The organism is Ruegeria lacuscaerulensis, from assembly GCF_013033355.1.
Classification (GTDB): domain Bacteria; phylum Pseudomonadota; class Alphaproteobacteria; order Rhodobacterales; family Rhodobacteraceae; genus Ruegeria; species Ruegeria lacuscaerulensis_A.
This window is the reverse complement of sequence record NZ_WQDY01000001.1, coordinates 409,040-427,191: the sequence shown is the minus strand read 5'-3', so window position 1 is coordinate 427,191 and position 18,152 is coordinate 409,040. Positions and strand designations below refer to the sequence as shown.

19 protein-coding genes are annotated in these 18,152 nt (G+C 58.5%); 9 read left to right on the top strand and 10 right to left on the bottom strand.

All coding sequences use genetic code 11. The features are described from left to right. Positions 1 to 122 precede the first annotated feature (122 nt). From cobA to infC, 7 genes are all read left to right on the top strand, one after another. On the top strand, positions 123 to 899 hold the full coding sequence (cobA, locus tag GOW48_RS02060) for a uroporphyrinogen-III C-methyltransferase (protein ID WP_170750987.1): 777 nt from the start codon (positions 123 to 125) through the stop codon (positions 897 to 899). Further along, on the top strand, positions 899 to 1,213 hold the full coding sequence (locus tag GOW48_RS02055; RefSeq protein ID WP_170354009.1) for a DUF2849 domain-containing protein: 315 nt from the start codon (positions 899 to 901) through the stop codon (positions 1,211 to 1,213). The genes cobA and GOW48_RS02055 overlap by 1 nt, the downstream gene beginning before the upstream one ends. 65 nt (positions 1,214 to 1,278) lie before the next feature. Then, positions 1,279 to 2,943, top strand: a complete 1,665-nt coding sequence (locus GOW48_RS02050; protein ID WP_170750985.1) for a nitrite/sulfite reductase — start codon at positions 1,279 to 1,281, stop codon at positions 2,941 to 2,943. Beyond that, entirely contained in the window at positions 2,933 to 3,694 is a 762-nt protein-coding gene (locus tag GOW48_RS02045; protein ID WP_170750983.1) for a phosphoadenylyl-sulfate reductase, read from the top strand. The genes GOW48_RS02050 and GOW48_RS02045 overlap by 11 nt, the downstream gene beginning before the upstream one ends. Next, entirely contained in the window at positions 3,691 to 4,098 is a 408-nt protein-coding gene (locus tag GOW48_RS02040; RefSeq protein WP_170750981.1) for a DUF934 domain-containing protein, read from the top strand. Before GOW48_RS02045 ends, GOW48_RS02040 begins: the two co-directional genes overlap by 4 nt. A 105-nt stretch (positions 4,099 to 4,203) precedes the next feature. Next, the gene (locus GOW48_RS02035) at positions 4,204 to 5,037 is read left to right on the top strand and encodes a ferredoxin--NADP reductase (protein WP_170750979.1); all 834 of its coding nucleotides are present in this window, start codon (positions 4,204 to 4,206) and stop codon (positions 5,035 to 5,037) included. A 117-nt stretch (positions 5,038 to 5,154) separates the two neighbouring features. Further along, positions 5,155 to 5,745, top strand: coding sequence for a translation initiation factor IF-3 (infC, locus tag GOW48_RS02030; RefSeq protein WP_331251861.1), 591 nt, complete (start codon positions 5,155 to 5,157; stop codon positions 5,743 to 5,745). Positions 5,746 to 5,780: 35 nt separating this feature from the next. On the opposite strand, the gene GOW48_RS02025 is transcribed toward infC, so the two are convergent. The 3 genes from GOW48_RS02025 to GOW48_RS02015 form a co-directional block, all read right to left on the bottom strand. Then, on the bottom strand, positions 5,781 to 6,182 hold the full coding sequence (locus tag GOW48_RS02025) for a hypothetical protein (protein WP_170750977.1): 402 nt from the start codon (positions 6,180 to 6,182) through the stop codon (positions 5,781 to 5,783). 71 nt (positions 6,183 to 6,253) lie between these two features. Beyond that, entirely contained in the window at positions 6,254 to 7,570 is a 1,317-nt protein-coding gene (locus GOW48_RS02020; protein ID WP_170750975.1) for an aspartate aminotransferase family protein, read from the bottom strand. Continuing rightward, the gene (locus tag GOW48_RS02015) at positions 7,567 to 8,325 is read right to left on the bottom strand and encodes a beta-keto acid cleavage family enzyme (protein ID WP_170750973.1); all 759 of its coding nucleotides are present in this window, start codon (positions 8,323 to 8,325) and stop codon (positions 7,567 to 7,569) included. Before GOW48_RS02015 ends, GOW48_RS02020 begins: the two co-directional genes overlap by 4 nt. A gap of 89 nt (positions 8,326 to 8,414) precedes the next feature. On the opposite strand from GOW48_RS02015, the gene GOW48_RS02010 reads away from it, so the two are divergent. Further along, a complete protein-coding gene (locus GOW48_RS02010) occupies positions 8,415 to 9,314 on the top strand; it encodes a MurR/RpiR family transcriptional regulator (RefSeq protein ID WP_170750971.1) in 900 nt (299 codons plus the stop codon). A 35-nt stretch (positions 9,315 to 9,349) separates the two neighbouring features. On the opposite strand, the gene GOW48_RS02005 is transcribed toward GOW48_RS02010, so the two are convergent. The 5 genes from GOW48_RS02005 to GOW48_RS01985 all read right to left on the bottom strand — a co-directional run bounded on the left by GOW48_RS02005 (position 9,350) and on the right by GOW48_RS01985 (position 15,234). Beyond that, positions 9,350 to 10,141, bottom strand: a complete 792-nt coding sequence (locus tag GOW48_RS02005) for an FAD binding domain-containing protein (RefSeq protein ID WP_170356923.1) — start codon at positions 10,139 to 10,141, stop codon at positions 9,350 to 9,352. Positions 10,142 to 10,236: 95 nt separating this feature from the next. Continuing rightward, entirely contained in the window at positions 10,237 to 12,597 is a 2,361-nt protein-coding gene (locus GOW48_RS02000) for a xanthine dehydrogenase family protein molybdopterin-binding subunit (RefSeq protein WP_170750969.1), read from the bottom strand. Positions 12,598 to 12,672: 75 nt separating this feature from the next. Further along, a complete protein-coding gene (locus GOW48_RS01995; protein ID WP_170750967.1) occupies positions 12,673 to 13,158 on the bottom strand; it encodes a (2Fe-2S)-binding protein in 486 nt (161 codons plus the stop codon). Between the two features lie 109 nt (positions 13,159 to 13,267). Beyond that, on the bottom strand, positions 13,268 to 14,269 hold the full coding sequence (locus GOW48_RS01990; RefSeq protein WP_170750965.1) for a molybdopterin-binding protein: 1,002 nt from the start codon (positions 14,267 to 14,269) through the stop codon (positions 13,268 to 13,270). Beyond that, a complete protein-coding gene (locus tag GOW48_RS01985) occupies positions 14,266 to 15,234 on the bottom strand; it encodes an XdhC family protein (RefSeq protein WP_170353104.1) in 969 nt (322 codons plus the stop codon). Before GOW48_RS01985 ends, GOW48_RS01990 begins: the two co-directional genes overlap by 4 nt. 224 nt (positions 15,235 to 15,458) lie before the next feature. On the opposite strand from GOW48_RS01985, the gene GOW48_RS01980 reads away from it, so the two are divergent. Continuing rightward, positions 15,459 to 15,959 carry a hypothetical protein gene (locus GOW48_RS01980; RefSeq protein WP_170353103.1) on the top strand — a complete coding sequence of 167 codons (501 nt, stop codon included), beginning with the start codon at positions 15,459 to 15,461 and terminating at the stop codon, positions 15,957 to 15,959. A 2-nt stretch (positions 15,960 to 15,961) separates the two neighbouring features. Here the strand turns inward: GOW48_RS01980 and GOW48_RS01975 are convergent, their stop codons facing one another. After that, positions 15,962 to 17,218 carry a vWA domain-containing protein gene (locus GOW48_RS01975; protein ID WP_170750963.1) on the bottom strand — a complete coding sequence of 419 codons (1,257 nt, stop codon included), beginning with the start codon at positions 17,216 to 17,218 and terminating at the stop codon, positions 15,962 to 15,964. Next, complete coding sequence (locus tag GOW48_RS01970) at positions 17,218 to 18,126, bottom strand: AAA family ATPase (RefSeq protein ID WP_170750961.1); 909 nt, start codon at positions 18,124 to 18,126, stop codon at positions 17,218 to 17,220. The genes GOW48_RS01975 and GOW48_RS01970 overlap by 1 nt, the downstream gene beginning before the upstream one ends. Positions 18,127 to 18,152 lie beyond the last annotated feature (26 nt).

Below are 18,152 nucleotides of genomic sequence, written 5' to 3'. Positions count from 1 at the left end.
CGAAACCCACGTTCTCCAACGCGCCGTCGAAAGAACATTTGTTCTTATTTATGCACCCATATGGCGCAATACCGGGAATATTTCCTATATTGCAGGTCAAGTCAAACGAACCGGAACCAAACATGCAGAACGCGCATTCACATAACGGAGCGGGACATGTCGACTTTGTCGGCGCGGGTCCGGGCGATCCTGAATTGCTGACGCTCAAGGCGTTGCGTGCATTTGAATGCGCGGATGTGGTTTTGCATGATCGCTTGATAAGCGCCGAAGTTCTGGAATTGGCCGGCAAGACTGCCGTTCTGGTTGATGTTGGCAAAGCCGGGTTCGGCCCCTCGTGGAAGCAGCAGGATATCGACGCACTATTGGTGGAACATGCGCTGAACGGGCAGCGCGTCGTCCGGTTGAAATCCGGTGACCCCACCGTGTTTGGGCGTCTGGACGAAGAGATCGAGGCCGTTGAAGCCTCGGGCATCACATGGACCATCATCCCTGGTATTACTGCGGCGTCCGCAGCTGTTGCTGGGATCGGACAAAGCCTGACCCGGCGCGGCCGCAATTCTTCGGTCCGGTTCTTGACGGGGCACGACATGAAGGGTTTTGCCGATCACGACTGGGCTGCTTTGGCGCGCCCAGGTTCCGTCGCAGCAATTTATATGGGTAAGAAGTCAGCCCGTTTCATCCAAGGCCGACTGATCATGCACAGTGCGGATCGAGAAACCCCCGTTACGTTGATCGAAAACGCATCGCGTTCCGACCAACGCGTTATGGCCACCAATTTGGATCGCCTACCCGCTGATCTGACCGCCGCCGAAATGGACGGCCCTACCCTCACATTCATTGGCCTTGAACCGCGCCAAGCGGCCCAGGCCCTGACCGAATTCAATAAGGAGCACGCCTGATGGCCCGCGCTTTTACCCCCAAAATCGTCACCGCAAACGACTTGCTGGAAGGCGACGTGATCTACCTGACTGAAGATGACCGCTGGTCGCGTGATCTGGCCGAAGCCGAACTGATCACCGACGAAGCCCACGCACAGGTCCGTCTGCTGGACGCCGCACGTCAGGCCAACAAGATTGTTGGAGCCTATCTGGCCGATGCCGTGGCTGGTGAAAACGGCCCAGAACCCACCCATTTCCGCGAGGACTTCCGGCGTACTGGCCCGTCCAACTATGCCCACGGCAAGCAGGAAACAGCAACGCAGCCCCGGGCCTGAGCTCAGGCCCTCTCTCTCCCCTTTCAAGGCCCCAGGTTCGGGGCTGCAACTAAGGACAGCTAATCATGTATCGCTACTCCGAGTTCGACACAGCATTTTTGGCAGAACGTAACAAGCAGTTCCGCGCACAGGTTGAGCGTCGCATCGACGGCTCGCTGACCGAGGATGAATTCAAACCCTTCCGTCTGATGAACGGTCTGTATCTGCAGCTGCACGCCTATATGCTGCGCGTCGCCATTCCCTACGGCACGCTGTCCAGCGCACAGATGCGCCAACTGGCCCTGCTGGCCGAGAAGTGGGACAAGGGCTATGGCCATTTCACCACCCGCCAGAACATCCAGTATAACTGGCCCAAGCTGAACGACGTGCCCGATATGCTGGACGCGCTGGCCGAAGTTGGGATGCACGCCATCCAGACCTCGGGCAACACAATCCGCAACGTGACCGCCGACCATTTCGCCGGTGCTGCGGCGGATGAGATCGCCGACCCGCGCCCCTATGCCGAACTGCTGCGCCAATGGTCAACCGACCACCCGGAATTCCAGTTCATGCCGCGTAAGTTCAAGATCGCCATCACCGGCAGCGAAAACGACCGCGCCGTGATCAAAGCACACGATATCGGCCTGCAACTGGTCGAGCGTGACGGCGTTCTGGGTGCCCGCGTGATCGTAGGTGGCGGTCTGGGCCGCACTCCGATGATCGGCAAGGAATTGTCGGACTTCGTCGCCTTTGACGATCTGCTGGCATACCTTGAGGCCACTGTGTCCGTCTGGAACCAGATCGGTCGCCGCGACAACAAATACAAAGCGCGTATCAAGATCACCGTTCATGAAAACGGCATCGACACCATCCGCGCCAAGGTCAACGAGCGCTTCCTGCAGGTTCGCCCGCAGTTCAAAGGTGCCGATATGACTCTGCTGGACGAAATCAAGACGCACTTCGCAGCGCCTGCATTCCGCGAAGGTTCCGTAGCGTCCTTTGAAAGCGCCTATACCAACGATCCGGTCTTCCGTTCGTGGGTCGACACCAACATCGCGCCGCATAAGAACGCGGATCATGCGATTGTCACGATCTCGATCAAAAAGCACGGCGCGACGCCGGGTGATGCGACCGCTGAACAGATGCGTGTGATGGCCGATCTGGCGGAAGAGTTCGCTTATGATGAGCTGCGCATCAGCCACGAGCAGAACGTGATCCTGCCGCACGTCCACAAATCGGACCTGCCCGCAATTCACGCCAAGCTGAAGGAATACGAGCTGGCCACCGCAAATATCGGCCTGATCAGCGACATCATCGCCTGCCCCGGCATGGATTACTGCGCGCTAGCCACGGCACGTTCGATCCCCGTCGCACAGGAGATCGCGACCCGTTTCGACGATCTGAAGCTGGAGCATGATATCGGCCATCTGAAGATCAAAATCTCGGGCTGCATCAACGCTTGTGGGCATCACCACGTGGGCCACATCGGCATCCTGGGCTTGGATCGTGCAGGCGTCGAGAACTACCAGATCACTCTGGGCGGCGACGGCACCGAAACAGCAGCCATCGGCGATCGGACCGGCCCCGGCTTTGCCTATGATGAGATCGTTCCCGCGGTCGAGCGGATCGTGAACACCTATCTGGAACAGCGCGACAGCCCCGAAGAAGAGTTCCTGCAGACCTATCGTCGTGTCGGCATGGCTCCGTTCAAGGCAGCTCTGTACCCCGAGGCTCAGGCGAATGCCGCTTGATCTGATCCAGACGGAACTGGGCAAAGACCGCAGCGAACTGACCGAAAAGGTCGAGGCGCTGAACGCCCGGTTCCGGCACCACAGCGCGCATGACGTGATGCATGGTGCCATCGAAGAGATTGAAGACCTTGCCCTGGTGTCCAGTTTCGGGGCCGAGTCAGTTGTGTTGCTGCATATGGCGGCTGTGGTCGACAAGATGACCCCGGTGCTGTTTGTGGACACGCAGATGCTGTTCACCGAAACGCTGGAATACCAGCAGGAGGTCAGCGAACGTCTGGGGCTGAAAAACGTGCAGATCATCCGCGCCGAGGACGAGGACGTTCAGCGCGAAGACCCCTATGGTGCCTTGCGCCTGCGCGATACGGATGCATGCTGCAACCTGCGCAAGACCTTCCCGCTGCAAAAAGCCCTGACGGGCTATTGCGGCTGGATCACAGGGCGCAAGCGGTTCCAATCCGGCACCCGCGCCGCGCTTGACTTCTTTGAGGTCGAGGATGGCACCGGTCGGATCAAGGTCAACCCGCTGGCCCATTGGGCACCCGAGGACGTGCGCGCCTATATGGAAGAAAACAACCTGCCCCGGCATCCGCTGGTGGCCAAAGGATACCCCTCGATCGGTTGTGCGCCCTGCACCTCGCCGGTCAAAGAGGGCGAAGACCCCCGCGCCGGACGCTGGCGCGATCAGAACAAGGAAGAATGCGGCATCCATTTTGTCGATGGCAAAATGGTGCGCGCCGGAGAGACAACATGAACGTAATCGTAACTGATGAGGGCTTTGCCCCCGACGACTGGACCGATGGGTTTGTCACACTGGAAGACGCTGCCAATGACGTGGTTGCGCTGGATGTGGCTTCGGACACCAACCCGGATGAACTGTATGACCGCCTCGGCAGCGCCAGAATGGTTCGCGTGGACTTTCCGTCCTCGGCCGATGGGCGCGGGTTTACCATAGCGCGCATTCTGCGCCTGAAAGGCTATACAGGGCGTTTGCGCGCGCGCGGCCATGTGTTGGCCGATCAGTTTGCGATGGCCCGTCGCAGCGGCTTTGACGAAGTCGAGATCGACCAGGCTTTGGCGCAACGTCAGCCCGAAGATCAGTGGTTGGCCCGCGCCAACTGGCAGGACAACAATTATCAATCCCGCCTGCGCGGATAACTGAACTTTACATCAGTCAGTGCGACGTTGGGGCAACTGCCCCTTTTCCTGACGTGGATCAAAGATTAAACGGAGATGTCGGTTTACCCAACCGGCAGTGAAACGATGACAGAGATGAAGCCCGTGACCGAAGCAACCGCCGTAAAGGCCCCCGTTCTGCCGGACGCGCAGACCGTAACCGACGTCAAACATTGGACCGACAGCCTGTTTTCCTTCAAGGTGTCGCGCCCTGCCTCGCTGCGTTTCCGCTCGGGCGAGTTTGTGATGATCGGCTTGCTGGGCGACAATGGGAAACCTTTGCTGCGCGCATATTCGATTGCATCGCCATCCTGGGACGAAGAGCTCGAGTTCTACTCGATCAAGGTGCAGGACGGCCCTCTGACCTCGAAGCTGCAGCACATCAAACCCGGCGACCAGATTATCCTGCGGCCCAAGCCCGTTGGCACGCTGGTCCATGACGCTCTGCTTCCGGGCAAACGTCTGTGGTTCTTTGCCACCGGCACCGGCTTTGCCCCTTTCGCCTCGCTGTTGCGCGAGCCGCAGACCTATGAGGATTACGATGAGGTCATCATCACCCATACCTGCCGCGAAGTGGCCGAGCTGGAATATGGTCGCCAACTGATCGAAAACATCCGTCAGGACGAGATGCTGGCCGAGTTGATGGGCGAAGGTTTCGCCGACAAGATCCGGTATTACCCGACCACCACTCGGGAAGAGAGCCCCAAAATGGGCCGCATCACCGACCTGCTGAAAGACGGCACTGTCTTTGCTGATATGGGCATCGAAGGTGGCATTAAACCGGAAACCGATCGCGGCATGGTCTGCGGGTCGCTAGCTTTCAATCTGGATATCAAAGAGATTCTGGAGGAGTTCGGCCTGCGCGAAGGCGCCAATTCCGAGCCCAAGGAATTCGTGATCGAAAAAGCCTTTGTAGGCTAAACTGACCGCGCCGGTCACCGGGTTACCCCTGACCGGCGCATAAACCTGCTGTGAAACCACCGAAATTCCATCGTTTTGGCGTGGATCACGCTTGAATCAGGCACCGGAGCGGTCTAAATTTCGGGCTCGAATTTCTGCAATCATCAAAGGAATGAACCCATAGCCCGCAGACCTCACAACGCGCCGCCTCAGAGAGATACCGGCCCGCGCGTCAATGAAAAAATCCGTGCCCCCGAAATCCGCCTGATTGGCGCTGACGGCGATAACGTCGGGGTGGTTCATCCCGCCAAAGCCATGCAACTTGCCGCAGATGCGGGCCTTGACCTAGTCGAGATTTCGCCCAATGCGAACCCGCCGGTCTGCAAGATCATGGATTTTGGCAAGTTTAAGTACGAGACGCAAAAACGCGAAGCCGAGGCGCGCAAAAAACAAAAAGTCATCGAGGTGAAAGAGGTCAAATTCCGCCCCAACACCGATACGCATGACTATGACGTCAAAATGAAGAACGTTTTCAAGTTTTTGGAAAAAGGCGACAAAGTCAAAGTCACTCTGCGGTTCCGTGGCCGTGAGATGGCGCACCAGAACCTTGGGCGCGAATTGTTGGAACGTGTCGCCGAGGACATCAAGGAACTGGGCAAGGTCGAAAACATGCCCAAGATGGAAGGTCGTCAGATGATCATGATGATCGGGCCGCTTCCTCAGAAGTAATCAGGACCGCGTAAACCCTGAAGAAGCCTCCTTTTTTAAAGGGGGCTTTTGTTTTGCGATCTGGCTTTGACCCAGTGGAATGAATCGTGCAGGTCAAAGCCAAGCGATATCGTATCAATGATAAGAAGCAACGTCAGGAAACCGGCGTATTCAGGCGAAAGCGCCGAATCTGCGGACAACACCATCGCGATGACAATCACCAAAGGCCCCCAGCACAACAGGTGCGGCAAAGCCATCGCCTTGCTCATCCCTCGGGCGGCTAGCATGATCGGAATATTCAGGGCCATACCGGTTACTGCCAAAACGGCGATTAACTCACCGTGTGGTTGATCCATAAAAGCCAAAGGTGCAAGGTTAACCGGGATTAAAACTACGAGAACCCAAATCTGAACCCATGTTGGAAGACTTCGAAAACTCACCCAAATATCGTTAACCATTACACTCGCCCCAATAAAAAATTTGACTAATACTTTATTGAGTTAAAAAGAAAAGTCAGTTCACAAGGGTGTTATAGCACGGTCGAAATCGCTTTGCCCAGCTTCCAGGTTAATTCTTCGATTTGTGTGTCTTCAATGACAAATGGCGGCGCCAGAAGAATGTGGTCCCCCACACGTCCATCGCGAGTACCAGCCATAGGGTAGCAGATCAGACCTTCGGCAAATGCGGCCTGTTTGATCTTTCCAGCCAGTCCATTCGCCGGGTCAAATGGACGCTTGCTGCCCTGATCAGCGACCAGCTCGATCCCCCGGAACAAGCCCCGACCTCGAATATCCCCGACATTGGGATGCTGACCAAAAGCGTCTTCTAGTGAACACTGGAGCTTTTGACCCATCTCCCCGGCTCGGGCGGGCAGATTGCGCGAGGTTAGCTCCTGGAGAACGGCCAAAGCTGCCGCCGTTGCGACGGGGTGGCCAACATAGGTGTGGCCGTGCTGAAAGAACCCCGTCCCGTCCCGGATCGCGCTGTAAATCCCATCTGTACAAAGCATCGCGCCTATCGGTTGATAGCCAGCCCCTAGGCCTTTCGCGATACACAATATGTCAGGAACAACTCCGTCGTGATCGCAAGCGAAAAGGTGACCCGTGCGCCCCATTCCGCACATCACTTCGTCCAAGATCAAAAGCACACCGTATTTGTCGCAGATTTCACGGATTCGCCTGAAATAGCCGTCAACAGCAGGGACAGCACCCAGAGTTGCCCCGACAACGGGTTCAGCCATAAAGGCCATAACGCTGTCCGGACCCAGGCGCAAAATTTCATCTTCCAACTCGTTGGCGACGCGTTGGCCGTAGTCAAAGCTGCTCTCTCCGTCAGTTTTTTCAGCATATTCGTAACATGGTGCGATATGCGTCATCTCTATCAGCATGGGCGCAAACTGCGCCCTACGCCAGGCGTTGCCGCCAGCAGACAGCGCGCCCAACGTATTCCCGTGGTAACTTTGACGCCGCGCAATTACATGCCGTCGATCCGGCTGACCAACCTCAAGGAAATACTGTCGGGCCAACTTGATCGCAGCTTCCGTCGCTTCGGATCCTCCGGATACAAAGTAGACGCGGTCCAGATTTCCCGGCGCATTTTGTATCAACATCTCGGCCAATGCTTCCGCCGGCTCCGAGGTCATGAACCCCGTATGAGCAAAAGCAATTTTCTCAACCTGATCCTGAACGGCCTTGATGACCGACTGGTTTGAATGCCCCAGGCACGACACGGCTGCATCTCCGCAATCCAAGTATCGACGTCCCTGACTATCGATCAAATACGCCCCGTCACCCGCGACAGCGACCGGCAGTTTCGACTTCGTGTGTCTCGGAAATATGTTGCTCATAACGAACCTTTCTTAAGTGATGTAACCAAAGTCGACACGGACGCCGCATTGTCCGCCCAAACCGTTCCGTCTGGCCTGTACAAACTGTTTTCAAACCCGACCCGTACGTCTCCCCCGCGCGAGGCCGCCAGACACAAAAAAGCGTGTTCCTGTTTCCCGAATGCGCAGACCATCCAGGGCGACACTCCCAAGGGAAACTGATCCAGATCTTCGAGCGCGGATTCTTGCCCCTGCGTATACCGTCCCAGTACCAGAAGTCGGTCTGTCTGAGCCGATTTGACTGTTCCGTCGGCCTGCCAATAGGACAGCAGAGCTGCATCTTCAGCATCATAAAGGATATGCTGCACGCGCGCTTCCATTTCCGCACACACGGCATACACATTTGCAGCCAATTCCGGTGATCGAGCGATTTCGCGCACCGAGATTGAGACCCATTCAGGTTGAACCTTGGTAAGATAGTCCAATTGCTCGGCAACATCGTAAATACCGGCGGCCTCGGTCGTGATCTGGATATCCATGCCGGGAACGGCGCGCCGCAACTCGGTTATCGCTTCGAGATATCGCCCCGGATCCAACGAATGCGCTCCTTGTGCGTCACGCACATGCAGATGGAGACCGTGTGCTCCGGCAGAAAAACATGCCTTTGCCGTCGACACTATATCGTCGATCCCAACAGGAAGTTCTGCGTGGTCTTGCGACGTGCGACGCGCGCCATTTGGCGCGACCAAAACGTAAGGACGGGCTGTGTGCTTCATCGATGCGGCCTTGATTGCTTGGGCTCACTCTAGCTGTGTGCGAACATGTTTTTAATTTACAATTTTCATAACAAATGTTTTTTTACACTATGCCAGATACACCGACCCAAATTACGCACAAGCTGCGAGACGACATCTCATCAATGCCACCGGGCCTTCAGGCGGCGGCTAAGTATATTATCGATCACCCCGGCGACTTCGCGTTGGCCTCTATTAGGATTACGGCCAGTAATATCGGTGTCAGCCCAAACGTCTTGGTTCGGTTGGCTCAGCGCATGGGGTATGACGGCTTTGAAGCGTTCCGCACACCCTTCCGCAAAACTCTGGTCACCGACCAAGAATCCCAGCTGGGCCAAGAGTGGCTGGACACCACAGAGTCCGGAAGTGAACTGGATCGGACACAAGCGAAGTTCGCGCACAATTCATTGAATGTCGTGACCCGCTCTCTGAGACTTATGCAGCCTGCGAAGGTTTCAAAAGCCATTCACTACATCACCGAATCAAACAGATGTTTTGTGACAGCAACTCGGGCAAGCCATGCCTTAGCCTACTATTTTTCATACGCGGGTCGCATGGCGCATCCTGGCATACAGCTTGCTCCGCGACATTCGGGTTCCGTCATCGATGACCTGTTGGACTCGAATGATCGGGACTGCCTGATCGCCATCACGTTTCATCCCTATTCCGCCGAAACAATCGCGGCGATGCGCTTTGCAACACAAAGGGGGCTGAAGGTCATTTTGATTTCCGAAAGCGACGTGATCGCCCCAGGCATCGAACCTGACGTTGTTTTTCAGGTCAGCACCCGATCTCGGCATCATTTTTCCAACTTCGCGGGTGCTACGGCGGTTCTGGATTGCCTTTTGGGGCATCTATTTGAAACCGGTGGCGAAGATGCGCGCAAAAGAGTCGAGCGCTACCAAAAAGCGCGCGAAGATACCGGCGCGTATTGGCAACCGTCCAAACTCCCGCGACTTCGTCGATCCTAAAGTCAGCCCTGTTTTTTTCAGGGCTGACGTTTGATTTAGCTACAGGCTTGGACTGCGCGTTTGGTCATGACGCTGACCAGATGTGCGCGATAGTCTTTGCTGCCATGCAGATCGCCGATCATGTTCATTGGGTTCACCTTGAGACCCATCAGGGCGTCGGCGCGGAACTCTTTGGTCAGGGCTTCCTCGGCCTCGGACCAGCGGAATACACCATCTTCGCTGGCGCCGGTCACGGCGACGCGGACACCATCCGCGAACCGTGCCAGGTAGACCCCCACCAACGCAAAGCGCGAGGCCGGCTGCAGGAACTTCTGATAGCTTGCGGCCTGCGGCACCGGGAAGCGGATCTGGGTGATGATCTCACCCTCGTCCAGCGCGGTGGTGAACATGCCCTGAAAGAAATCATCCGCCGCAATCTGCCGCGTATTGGTCACAACGGTCGCGCCCGAACCCAACACCCCTGCCGGATAACAGGCCGCCGGATCATTGTTGGCCACCGACCCACCAATTGTGCCGCGATTGCGCACTGCCGGGTCCCCGATCTGACCGGCCAATGCTGCCAGCGCCGGATAGCTTGCCGCCGCCTCGCGCGCCACCGTGGCGTGGGTCGTCGCTCCACCGATAGCGACCGAGCCATCATCCTCGATGCAAACCCCTTGCATCTCGGCAATCCCGCTCAGCGACACCAGCGCCGAGGGCGCCGCCAACCGCTGCTTCAACGTCGGGATCAGTGTCTGACCACCTCCCAACGCCTGCGCATCCTCAGCCCCCAACGCAGCCACCGCATCGGCGATGGTCGAGGGCTTCTCAAACTCGAAATTATACATTCCGCTTTTCCTTTCCGAAGAACACAGATCCGCTCTTCATCTGGCTATAAATACCTCGGGGGTCTGGGGGCAGAGCCCCCAGCTACCCCAACCTCTCAGCTGTTCATCGCCGCCCAAACGCGCGACGGGCTCACCGGCATGTCGATGTGATCCACCGCTTTGCCGCCCGAGTTCATCGCATCCAGAACCGCATTGACCACCGCAGGGGGTGAGCCAATAGCCCCAGCCTCACCACAGCCCTTCACCCCCAGCGGGTTATGCGTGCAGGGCGTCTGGCTGGAATGATCGACGCCGTAGAAGGGCACGTCATCGGCGCGGGGCATGGCGTAATCCATGAAGGACGCGCTCAGCAGCTGGCCATTCTCATCATAGGCGCAGTTCTCCAGTAGCGCCTGACCGATACCCTGACCGATACCGCCATGCACCTGACCATCCACGATCATCGGGTTGACGATATTGCCAAAGTCATCGGCGGCGGTGAAGGCCTCGATACTGACCTTGCCGGTCTCGGGGTCCAGCTCGACCTCGCAGGCATAGGCGCCCGAGGGGAAGGTAAAGTTGGCCGGGTCGTAAAACGCGGTCTCCTCCAGCCCGGGCTCGACCTCCAGCGGGTAGTTATGCGGCACATAGGCCGTCAGGGTCACATCGCCCCAGGCCACTGACTTGTCGGTGCCCGCGACGCTGAACTGACCGTCTTTCAGCTCGATATCGGCCTCGGAGGCCTCCAGCAGGTGGGCGGCGATCTTCTTGGCCTTGTCGATCACCTTCTCGGTGGCCTTGACCATGGCCGAGCCACAGACCGCCAGCGAACGCGAGCCATAGGTGCCCATCCCAAACGGGATCTTCGAGGTGTCGCCATGCACGATCTCGACCATCGACTCGTCGATGCCGATCATGTCGGCCACAACCTGTGGAAAGGCGGTCTCATGCCCCTGCCCGTGGCTGTGCGCACCCACCATGACACTGATCGAGCCGGTGGCATTCACCCGCACGGTCGCCGCATCATAGAGACCCGCACGCGCCCCCAGCATGCCAACGATGTTCGACGGCGCAATACCACAGGCCTCGATATAGCAGTTGATGCCCAGACCGCGCAGCTTGCCCTTGGCCTCGCTTTCCGCACGCCGCGCGGCAAAGCCGGCCAGATCGGCGGCGGCCTCAAGCTTGTCCATGGTCCCGTGGTAATCGCCAGTGTCATAGGTCAGAGCGACCGGCGTGTCATAGGGGAACTGGGTGATGAAGTTCTGACGGCGCAAGGCAATCGGATCGACACCCAGCTCGCGCGCGGCTTTGTCGACGACGCGCTCCAGCTGATAGGTCGCTTCGGGCCGGCCAGCACCGCGATAGGCATCCACCGGCACCGTGTTGGTGAACATTGCCTTCACGTTCACCTGAATGACCGGCGTCTTGTAATTGCCCGCCATCAGCGTGCCGTGCAGCCATGTGGGCACGGAACTTGAGAAGGTCGACAGATAGGCGCCAAGGTTCGCATAGGTGTTGGTGCGCAGACCGACAAAGTTATTGTCCGCATCCAACGCCAGCTCGATCTTGCTGACATGGTCGCGGCCATGGGCATCGGACATGAATGCCTCGGACCGGCTGGCCGACCATTTGACGGGACGGTTGCAGGCCTTGGCGGCAAAGGTCACGAACGCCTCTTCCGCATAGTGGAAGATTTTGGTGCCAAAGCCGCCGCCCACATCCGGGGCCACCACGCGGACCTTATGCTCGGGCAGGCCCAGCACAAAGGCGCACATCAGCAGGCGGATCACATGCGGGTTCTGCGAGGTGGTATAGAGCGTATAGTCCTCGGTCCCGCGACTGTATTCCGCCACCGCCACGCGCGGCTCCATCGGGTTGGCAACCAGACGGTTGTTCACAAGATCCAGCGTTGTCACATGCGCCGCATTGGCGAAGACCTCGTTGACCTTGGCGTCATCCGCCTCGCCCAGCTGCCAGTCATAGCAGATGTTGTTCTTCAGATCGTCATGGACCAGCGTTGCACCATCCTGCGCGGCGGCCTTCATGTCGATCACGGCGGGCAGTTCTTCGATATCCAGATCGATCGCCTCGGCGGCATCGCGCGCCTGTTCCAGGCTGTCAGCCACCACGGCCGCGATGGGATCACCCACATGGCGCACTTTACCCTGTGCCAGAATGGGGTGCGCCGGTTCCTGCATGGGCGCGCCATGCTTGTCCGTCACCTCCCAGCCGCAGGGGATGCCGCCCACCCCTTCGAAATCCTTGCCGGTGAACACCTTGACCACACCGGGCATCGCCTCGGCCGCCGAAGTGTCAATGCTGGTGATCCGGCCATGCGCGATATCCGAGCGCAGGAAATACACATAGGCCTGTCCGGCCACGTTGATGTCGTCGGTGTAATTGCCCGCTCCGGTCAGAAAGCGCACGTCCTCGCGCCGCTTGGAACTGGCTCCGATGCCACTGTCTTTGGGCATTGCTTGTTCTCCTCCCATAAACGGATGCTAACGCATCCTTGTCCTTCCACGGGCGCTACAGGCCCGCAGTGGCGTTTATTCCGCAGCGATGCTGCCGACGTCCTGACCCGATGCGGCCATGATCGCCTTGACGATGTTATGATAGCCCGTGCACCGGCACAGGTTGCCTTCCAGATAATGCCGGATCTCGGCCTCGGTCGGGCGCGGATTGTCCTTCAGCAAGGCCGCCGCACTCATCACCATGCCAGGCGTGCAGAACCCGCACTGAAGACCGTGATGATCCTGAAACGCCTGCTGAATGGTGTTCAAAGACCCATCCGCAGTCGCCTGACCTTCAATCGTACCAACCTCAGACCCGTCCGCCTCAAGCGCAAGCATGTTGCACGACTTCACAGCCTGACCATCAACATGCACAACACAAGCACCACATTGCGCCGTGTCACACCCAACATGCGTCCCGGTCATCCCCAAATGATCACGCAAAAATCCAGACAATAACGTCCGACCCTCAACATCACCGCTCACAGCTACGCCGTTCACAGTCATCGAAACCTGTGCCATGAAATCCTCCCGTTTCATATTGGTTCTCGGGTCGAGTTAAACACGCGGGTTTTCATTTGAGAACAAAAATCTGAGACGGTTCAGAGGATTGTCGGGAAAGCCCACCGCATCAGGGCTTTCGCGAAGACCGGGGCTGCGGGCGTGTCGGGATCTCTTTCAGTAACCCACCGACACCCATCCCTGCGATGTCGAGCCCCGTTGTTTCGATCCCGCAGGCCACGCGGGACAAAACCCAATCGGCCCCGTTCAGTGCAGGTGAACGCGCGCAGCCCGGCAAGCCAATCACGGGCCGCTCGCCAAGCGCTCCGAGAAATAGAAGGTTGCCCGGATCGACCGGCATTCCGAACCGGTCCACTTGCCCTCCGGCGGCGCGTACCGCCTCGGGTGCCACGTCGTACACGTCAGACGTGGCCGAGCCGGTCAGGATCATGACGATATCCCCCTCAGCGTCGGACACAGCCGAGGACAAAGGTTCCGCCTGATGCGGGACGATCCGAACGTCTGACAGTTCCATCCCCAAGGCTTCGACACGCCCCCTGATCGCGGCAATCCCTTTGTCATTCGACGGGCCGCCGGGAATATCAGTCACCACTAGACCCGCAGTTTTGTGGATCGGCGAGACCATACGGATCGATGCCTGCGCCAGACGTGCCGCGTGCATCACATCGCCTCCGGGCACGGCATAAGAGATAACCTTGATCGTCGCCACCATGCCGCCTTCGCCCATCTGCTGGTATTGCGGAACAGTCGCCACGGTGATCATCGGGTTGACGCGATTGAAGGCCTCCAACGCCTCAACATCCAGCACGGCGACGCCCGGTCCATCCGCCAGCAGATTCACGCGACCGGTAAAAGGTTGGGTCACGCGTAAACCCGCCTCGGTTGGGTTCGGAGCCAGAGCGGCAGCCAGCATCTGGGCGGCCTCATCCTCGTGACAGTCACCCGGTTCAAGTCGCGCGACAGTGACGGAGCCAAAGCCAGCCTCGGTCAGGTCTTCGATGTGGTCTGCCTTCAGCGCGATGCCTTTGCGCAGCTTACGGTCACCGACCTTGATCGAATGGGCTAGGATCGTGCCGACGGCCTCGGCAATGGGGACAGGACCGAACTTCACGCTTTGCCTCGTAACACGGCGGTCATCTGTGCCAATATGGCGACTGCAATTTCGGACGGATCGGCAGCCCCGATATCCAGACCAACCGGACCATGAATGCGGGCAATCTGATCTTCGGTGAACCCGGCCTCGGTCATACGAGCCACGCGTTTGGCATGGGTCCGGGTCGAGCCCAGAGCACCAATGTAAAACACCCCGGCGGCCAACGCTGATTCCAGTGCCGGGTCGTCCAGCTTGGGGTCGTGGGTCAACAACACCACAGCGGTACGCGAATCCAGACCCAGCTTGGCAACAGCCTCATCCGGCCAATCGGTCAGTATGTTTTCACCCGGAAAACGGGCGCTGGACGCAAAAGCATCCCGTGGGTCTATAATCGCGGGGTCATACCCTGCAATCCGTGCCATCGGCACCAGCGCCTGCGCAATATGAACTGCACCCACGACAATCAGGCGCAAAGGTGGGTTGTGAACAGCCACAAAGGTCTTGCCGTCCTCTTCGAACCCTGAGCGATCCATGCGCAGCCGGTCGGCATACGCGTTGCGACGCAGCGCGCGGTGGCCGGTCTCGACATTGACCTCATAGGCGAGTGGTACTCGCGCGGCCCGCGCCTCGACCAGATCACGAAGCATGGGTTCGGGCAGAACGCTTCCGATGGGCTCGACCAGCACCCGGATCGTCCCTCCACAGGCCAGACCAACGGCAAACGCATCTTCGTCGCTGACACCAAATTCCAACAGACGTGCTTCGCCTTCATCTATGGCCTCAAGCGCTTCGACGATCACAGCGCCTTCGACACAACCGCCCGAAACCGAGCCTTCGATCCGACCATCGCCGCCAATGACCAACTGCGCGCCTACACGGCGCGGGGCGCTTCCCCAAGTCTCAACCACGGTGGCGAGCGCGGCCTTTTTGCCATTGCTGAACCAGCGCAGCGCAGTTTCTGGGCTGTTGTCGAATCTGTCCATTGCGCCCTCCCATAGTGCTTTGACCCAACATAGGCAGGTTTGGCCAGATGAAAAGGAACCCCGACTTTAAGGTCAGACGCCGCAGTCAGGCTTCGGCGCGAATTGGCTGAGTTTTTACCATTTTCTGCAAAGCATTGATTGTCTACAGAGCAGATTCTAGCCTACACATACATCTGCTGCATTCCAGTATGCGCATATTTAATTTTCACAAGGGAGACAAAGAGTTGAAACGCATTTTTGCACTCGGAACAGCAATCGGACTTTTGGCATCCACGGCAGTCAGTGCAGATACATTCCTGCGCTATGGCGAGGTCGAGGGCTGGAAGGTATTCATTGATCAGGACAAAAAATCCTGCCTGATTGAGGCTATAGATGACTCCGAAAACGTGGTTCAGATGGGGCTAACCGAAGATCGCGGCGTTGGCTATGTGGGCGTCTTCACCAAAGAAAAAACCGACATCAAGCGCGGCGATACCGAGGCTGTGGCAATTCTGCTGGGCGACAACCTCTATATCGGTGAAGCCACCGGCATGAAGGGCAACATCACCAAGGGGTATTCGGGCGGTTACGTTCTGTCCAATGATCCCCAATTCGCTGAAGACATTGCCAAGCAAAAGGTGATGCTTGTCTTCCCCGAGAAGGAATTTGCCTTCACCGTGGATCTGACTGGCACCTACAAGGCCATGGAAATGGCCCGCAAGTGCAATGAAGAACAGCTGAGTTAACCCTAACTCGAAAGCGCGGTCATCAGCCGCGCTTTCTCACCCATGTCATCGGGTTTCGAGATGACCTCGGCCAGATCCTCGAGCGAGGCAATCGAATGCCCGGCCCGAAAGCTGTCCACATGCGGCAGCATCGCGGCCACGCCCTGCGCCTTAGGTGCAAACCCGTCCCAGCGCAGCAGTGGGTTCAGCCAGATCAGACGGCGGGCGGAAAGGTGCAGACGCTCCATCTCTTTCCCCAGCGCTTGCGGTTCGCCCCGGTCCAATCCGTCCGAGATCAGCAGAACCACCGCACCCTGCCCCATGACGCGCCGCGACCAGTCGCGGTTGAACGCGTGCAGGCATTCGCCGATGCGGGTGCCGCCCTCCCAATCCTGCGCTTCCGCCCCAGCGGCGGCCAAACCGGCGTCCACATCGCGCTGATGCAGGTGGCGGGTGATATTGGTCAGCCGCGTCCCGAAAGTGAACGAGTGAACCTTGGCCCATCCCGCGCCCTTCGCGTTCGAGACCGAGTGCAGAAAATGAAGGATAATACGGCTGTATTGGCTCATCGAGCCCGAGATATCACACAGCACCACCAGATTTGGCCAGCGGGTTCGGGGTTTCTGACGGGCGATTTCGTGCAACTCTCCGCCCTGGCGCATGGCGGCGCGCAAGGTGCGGGCGCGGTCGATCCTTTGCCCAACATGGCTGGCTTGACCGCGCCGGGATTCGATTGGTTTTACGGGTAGCGTCATACGGGCCAATATGCGCTTGGCCTGAGCGATCTCGGCGGTGCTCATCTGTTCAAAATCCAGACTGCGCAGGCGTTCCTCGGTCGAGGCGGTTTGTGAGGCGTCGATCTCAAGCTCAGTTTCTTCGCCCGTGTCTTGCGTCTCTGGCTGATCGCGTTCGACACCATCCAGCAGCGCCTCGGCCGCGCGCTTTTCGCCCGCGTCGGCCTTGCGGTCTTCCTGAACACCACGGATCGCAGGCAGCATCATGGCCATCATATGCTCCATATACCGCGGGTCGCGCCAATACATGCGAAAGACCTGCGCGAACACTGTGCGATGTTCGGGACGGTTCACGAAACAGGCGTGCAGGGTCCAGTAGAAATCCTGCTTTTCCGAGAACCCGGCAGCCTGCACCGCGCGGATGGCATCGACAACACGGCCCGTACCTATGGGCAATCCCGCCTTGCGCAGGGCCCGCGCGAAATGGGTGATGTTCTGCGCCAGTTTGGGGTCATCTGGGATATCTAGGGGAAGCTGCTCCGCCATCACACCGGTTCGAGCGTGGCTTTGGCTTCGTCCAGAATACGTTTTGCCTCAGACCCTTGGAGTTTCTGGATGTCGTCCTGGTACTTCAGGATCGCGCCCAGCGTATCGCCGATCACTTCGGGGCTGAGGTTGATCACATCAAGCGCCAGGAGGCATTTGGCCCAATCGATCGTCTCTGCAACGCCGGGTTTCTTGAACAGGTCTTCGGTGCGCAAATGCTGGACGAAGGCCACCACTTCGCGGCTGAGTTCCTGTGCCGCTTCGGGTGCGCGGGCGTGGAGGATTTCGATCTCGCGCTCGAAATCGGGGTAGTCGACCCAATGATAGAGGCAACGGCGTTTCAGGGCGTCATGCACCTCGCGCGTGCGGTTCGAGGTGACGATGACAATGGGCGGTTCCGGCGCTTTAACAGTGCCCAGTTCGGGGATTGTAACCTGAAAATCGCTGAGCGCCTCCAGCAGGAACGCCTCGAACGGTTCATCCGTGCGGTCAAGTTCGTCGATCAGCAGGACCGGCGCGCCGTGTTCATCAGTGCGCATAGCCTGCAACAGCGGGCGTTCGATCAGGTAGTCGTCCGAGAACAGCTCGGATTGCAACGCGCCCCGGTCGGCGCCGCCCGAGGCTTCGGCGGTGCGGATTGCCACCATTTGCGCCGGAAAGTTCCATTCGTAGACAGCCGAAGAGGCATCCAGCCCCTCGTAACATTGCAGTCGGATCAGACGGCGGTTCAGCCCGGCGGCCAGCGCCTTGGCGATCTCGGTCTTGCCGACACCGGCCTCACCCTCCAGAAACAACGGGCGGCCCAGTTTCAGCGACAGGAAGACGACCGTGGCCAAGGCCCGCCCGCAGACATAGCCCTGATCGCCCAGCATAGTCTGAACGGCGTCGATGGAATTTGGCTGCGTCATGGTCCCCTCCTGTGCGCCCAAGAGGT

What these genes read in the sequence shown, in the direction of transcription:
- GOW48_RS01995 (WP_170750967.1), bottom strand. Translation starts at nt 13,158, where the DNA reads ATGGCACAGGTTTCGATGACTGTGAACGGCGTAGCTGTGAGCGGTGAT.
- GOW48_RS02045 (WP_170750983.1), top strand. Translation starts at nt 2,933, where the DNA reads ATGCCGCTTGATCTGATCCAGACGGAACTGGGCAAAGACCGCAGCGAA.
- GOW48_RS02015 (WP_170750973.1), bottom strand. Translation starts at nt 8,325, where the DNA reads ATGAAGCACACAGCCCGTCCTTACGTTTTGGTCGCGCCAAATGGCGCG.
- GOW48_RS02000 (WP_170750969.1), bottom strand. Translation starts at nt 12,597, where the DNA reads ATGCCCAAAGACAGTGGCATCGGAGCCAGTTCCAAGCGGCGCGAGGAC.
- cobA (WP_170750987.1), top strand. Translation starts at nt 123, where the DNA reads ATGCAGAACGCGCATTCACATAACGGAGCGGGACATGTCGACTTTGTC.
- GOW48_RS01975 (WP_170750963.1), bottom strand. Translation starts at nt 17,218, where the DNA reads ATGGCGGAGCAGCTTCCCCTAGATATCCCAGATGACCCCAAACTGGCG.
- GOW48_RS02025 (WP_170750977.1), bottom strand. Translation starts at nt 6,182, where the DNA reads ATGGTTAACGATATTTGGGTGAGTTTTCGAAGTCTTCCAACATGGGTT.
- GOW48_RS02050 (WP_170750985.1), top strand. Translation starts at nt 1,279, where the DNA reads ATGTATCGCTACTCCGAGTTCGACACAGCATTTTTGGCAGAACGTAAC.
- GOW48_RS02010 (WP_170750971.1), top strand. Translation starts at nt 8,415, where the DNA reads ATGCCAGATACACCGACCCAAATTACGCACAAGCTGCGAGACGACATC.
- GOW48_RS02035 (WP_170750979.1), top strand. Translation starts at nt 4,204, where the DNA reads ATGACAGAGATGAAGCCCGTGACCGAAGCAACCGCCGTAAAGGCCCCC.
- GOW48_RS02005 (WP_170356923.1), bottom strand. Translation starts at nt 10,141, where the DNA reads ATGTATAATTTCGAGTTTGAGAAGCCCTCGACCATCGCCGATGCGGTG.
- GOW48_RS02020 (WP_170750975.1), bottom strand. Translation starts at nt 7,570, where the DNA reads ATGAGCAACATATTTCCGAGACACACGAAGTCGAAACTGCCGGTCGCT.
- GOW48_RS01970 (WP_170750961.1), bottom strand. Translation starts at nt 18,126, where the DNA reads ATGACGCAGCCAAATTCCATCGACGCCGTTCAGACTATGCTGGGCGAT.
- GOW48_RS02040 (WP_170750981.1), top strand. Translation starts at nt 3,691, where the DNA reads ATGAACGTAATCGTAACTGATGAGGGCTTTGCCCCCGACGACTGGACC.
- GOW48_RS01985 (WP_170353104.1), bottom strand. Translation starts at nt 15,234, where the DNA reads ATGGACAGATTCGACAACAGCCCAGAAACTGCGCTGCGCTGGTTCAGC.
- GOW48_RS02055 (WP_170354009.1), top strand. Translation starts at nt 899, where the DNA reads ATGGCCCGCGCTTTTACCCCCAAAATCGTCACCGCAAACGACTTGCTG.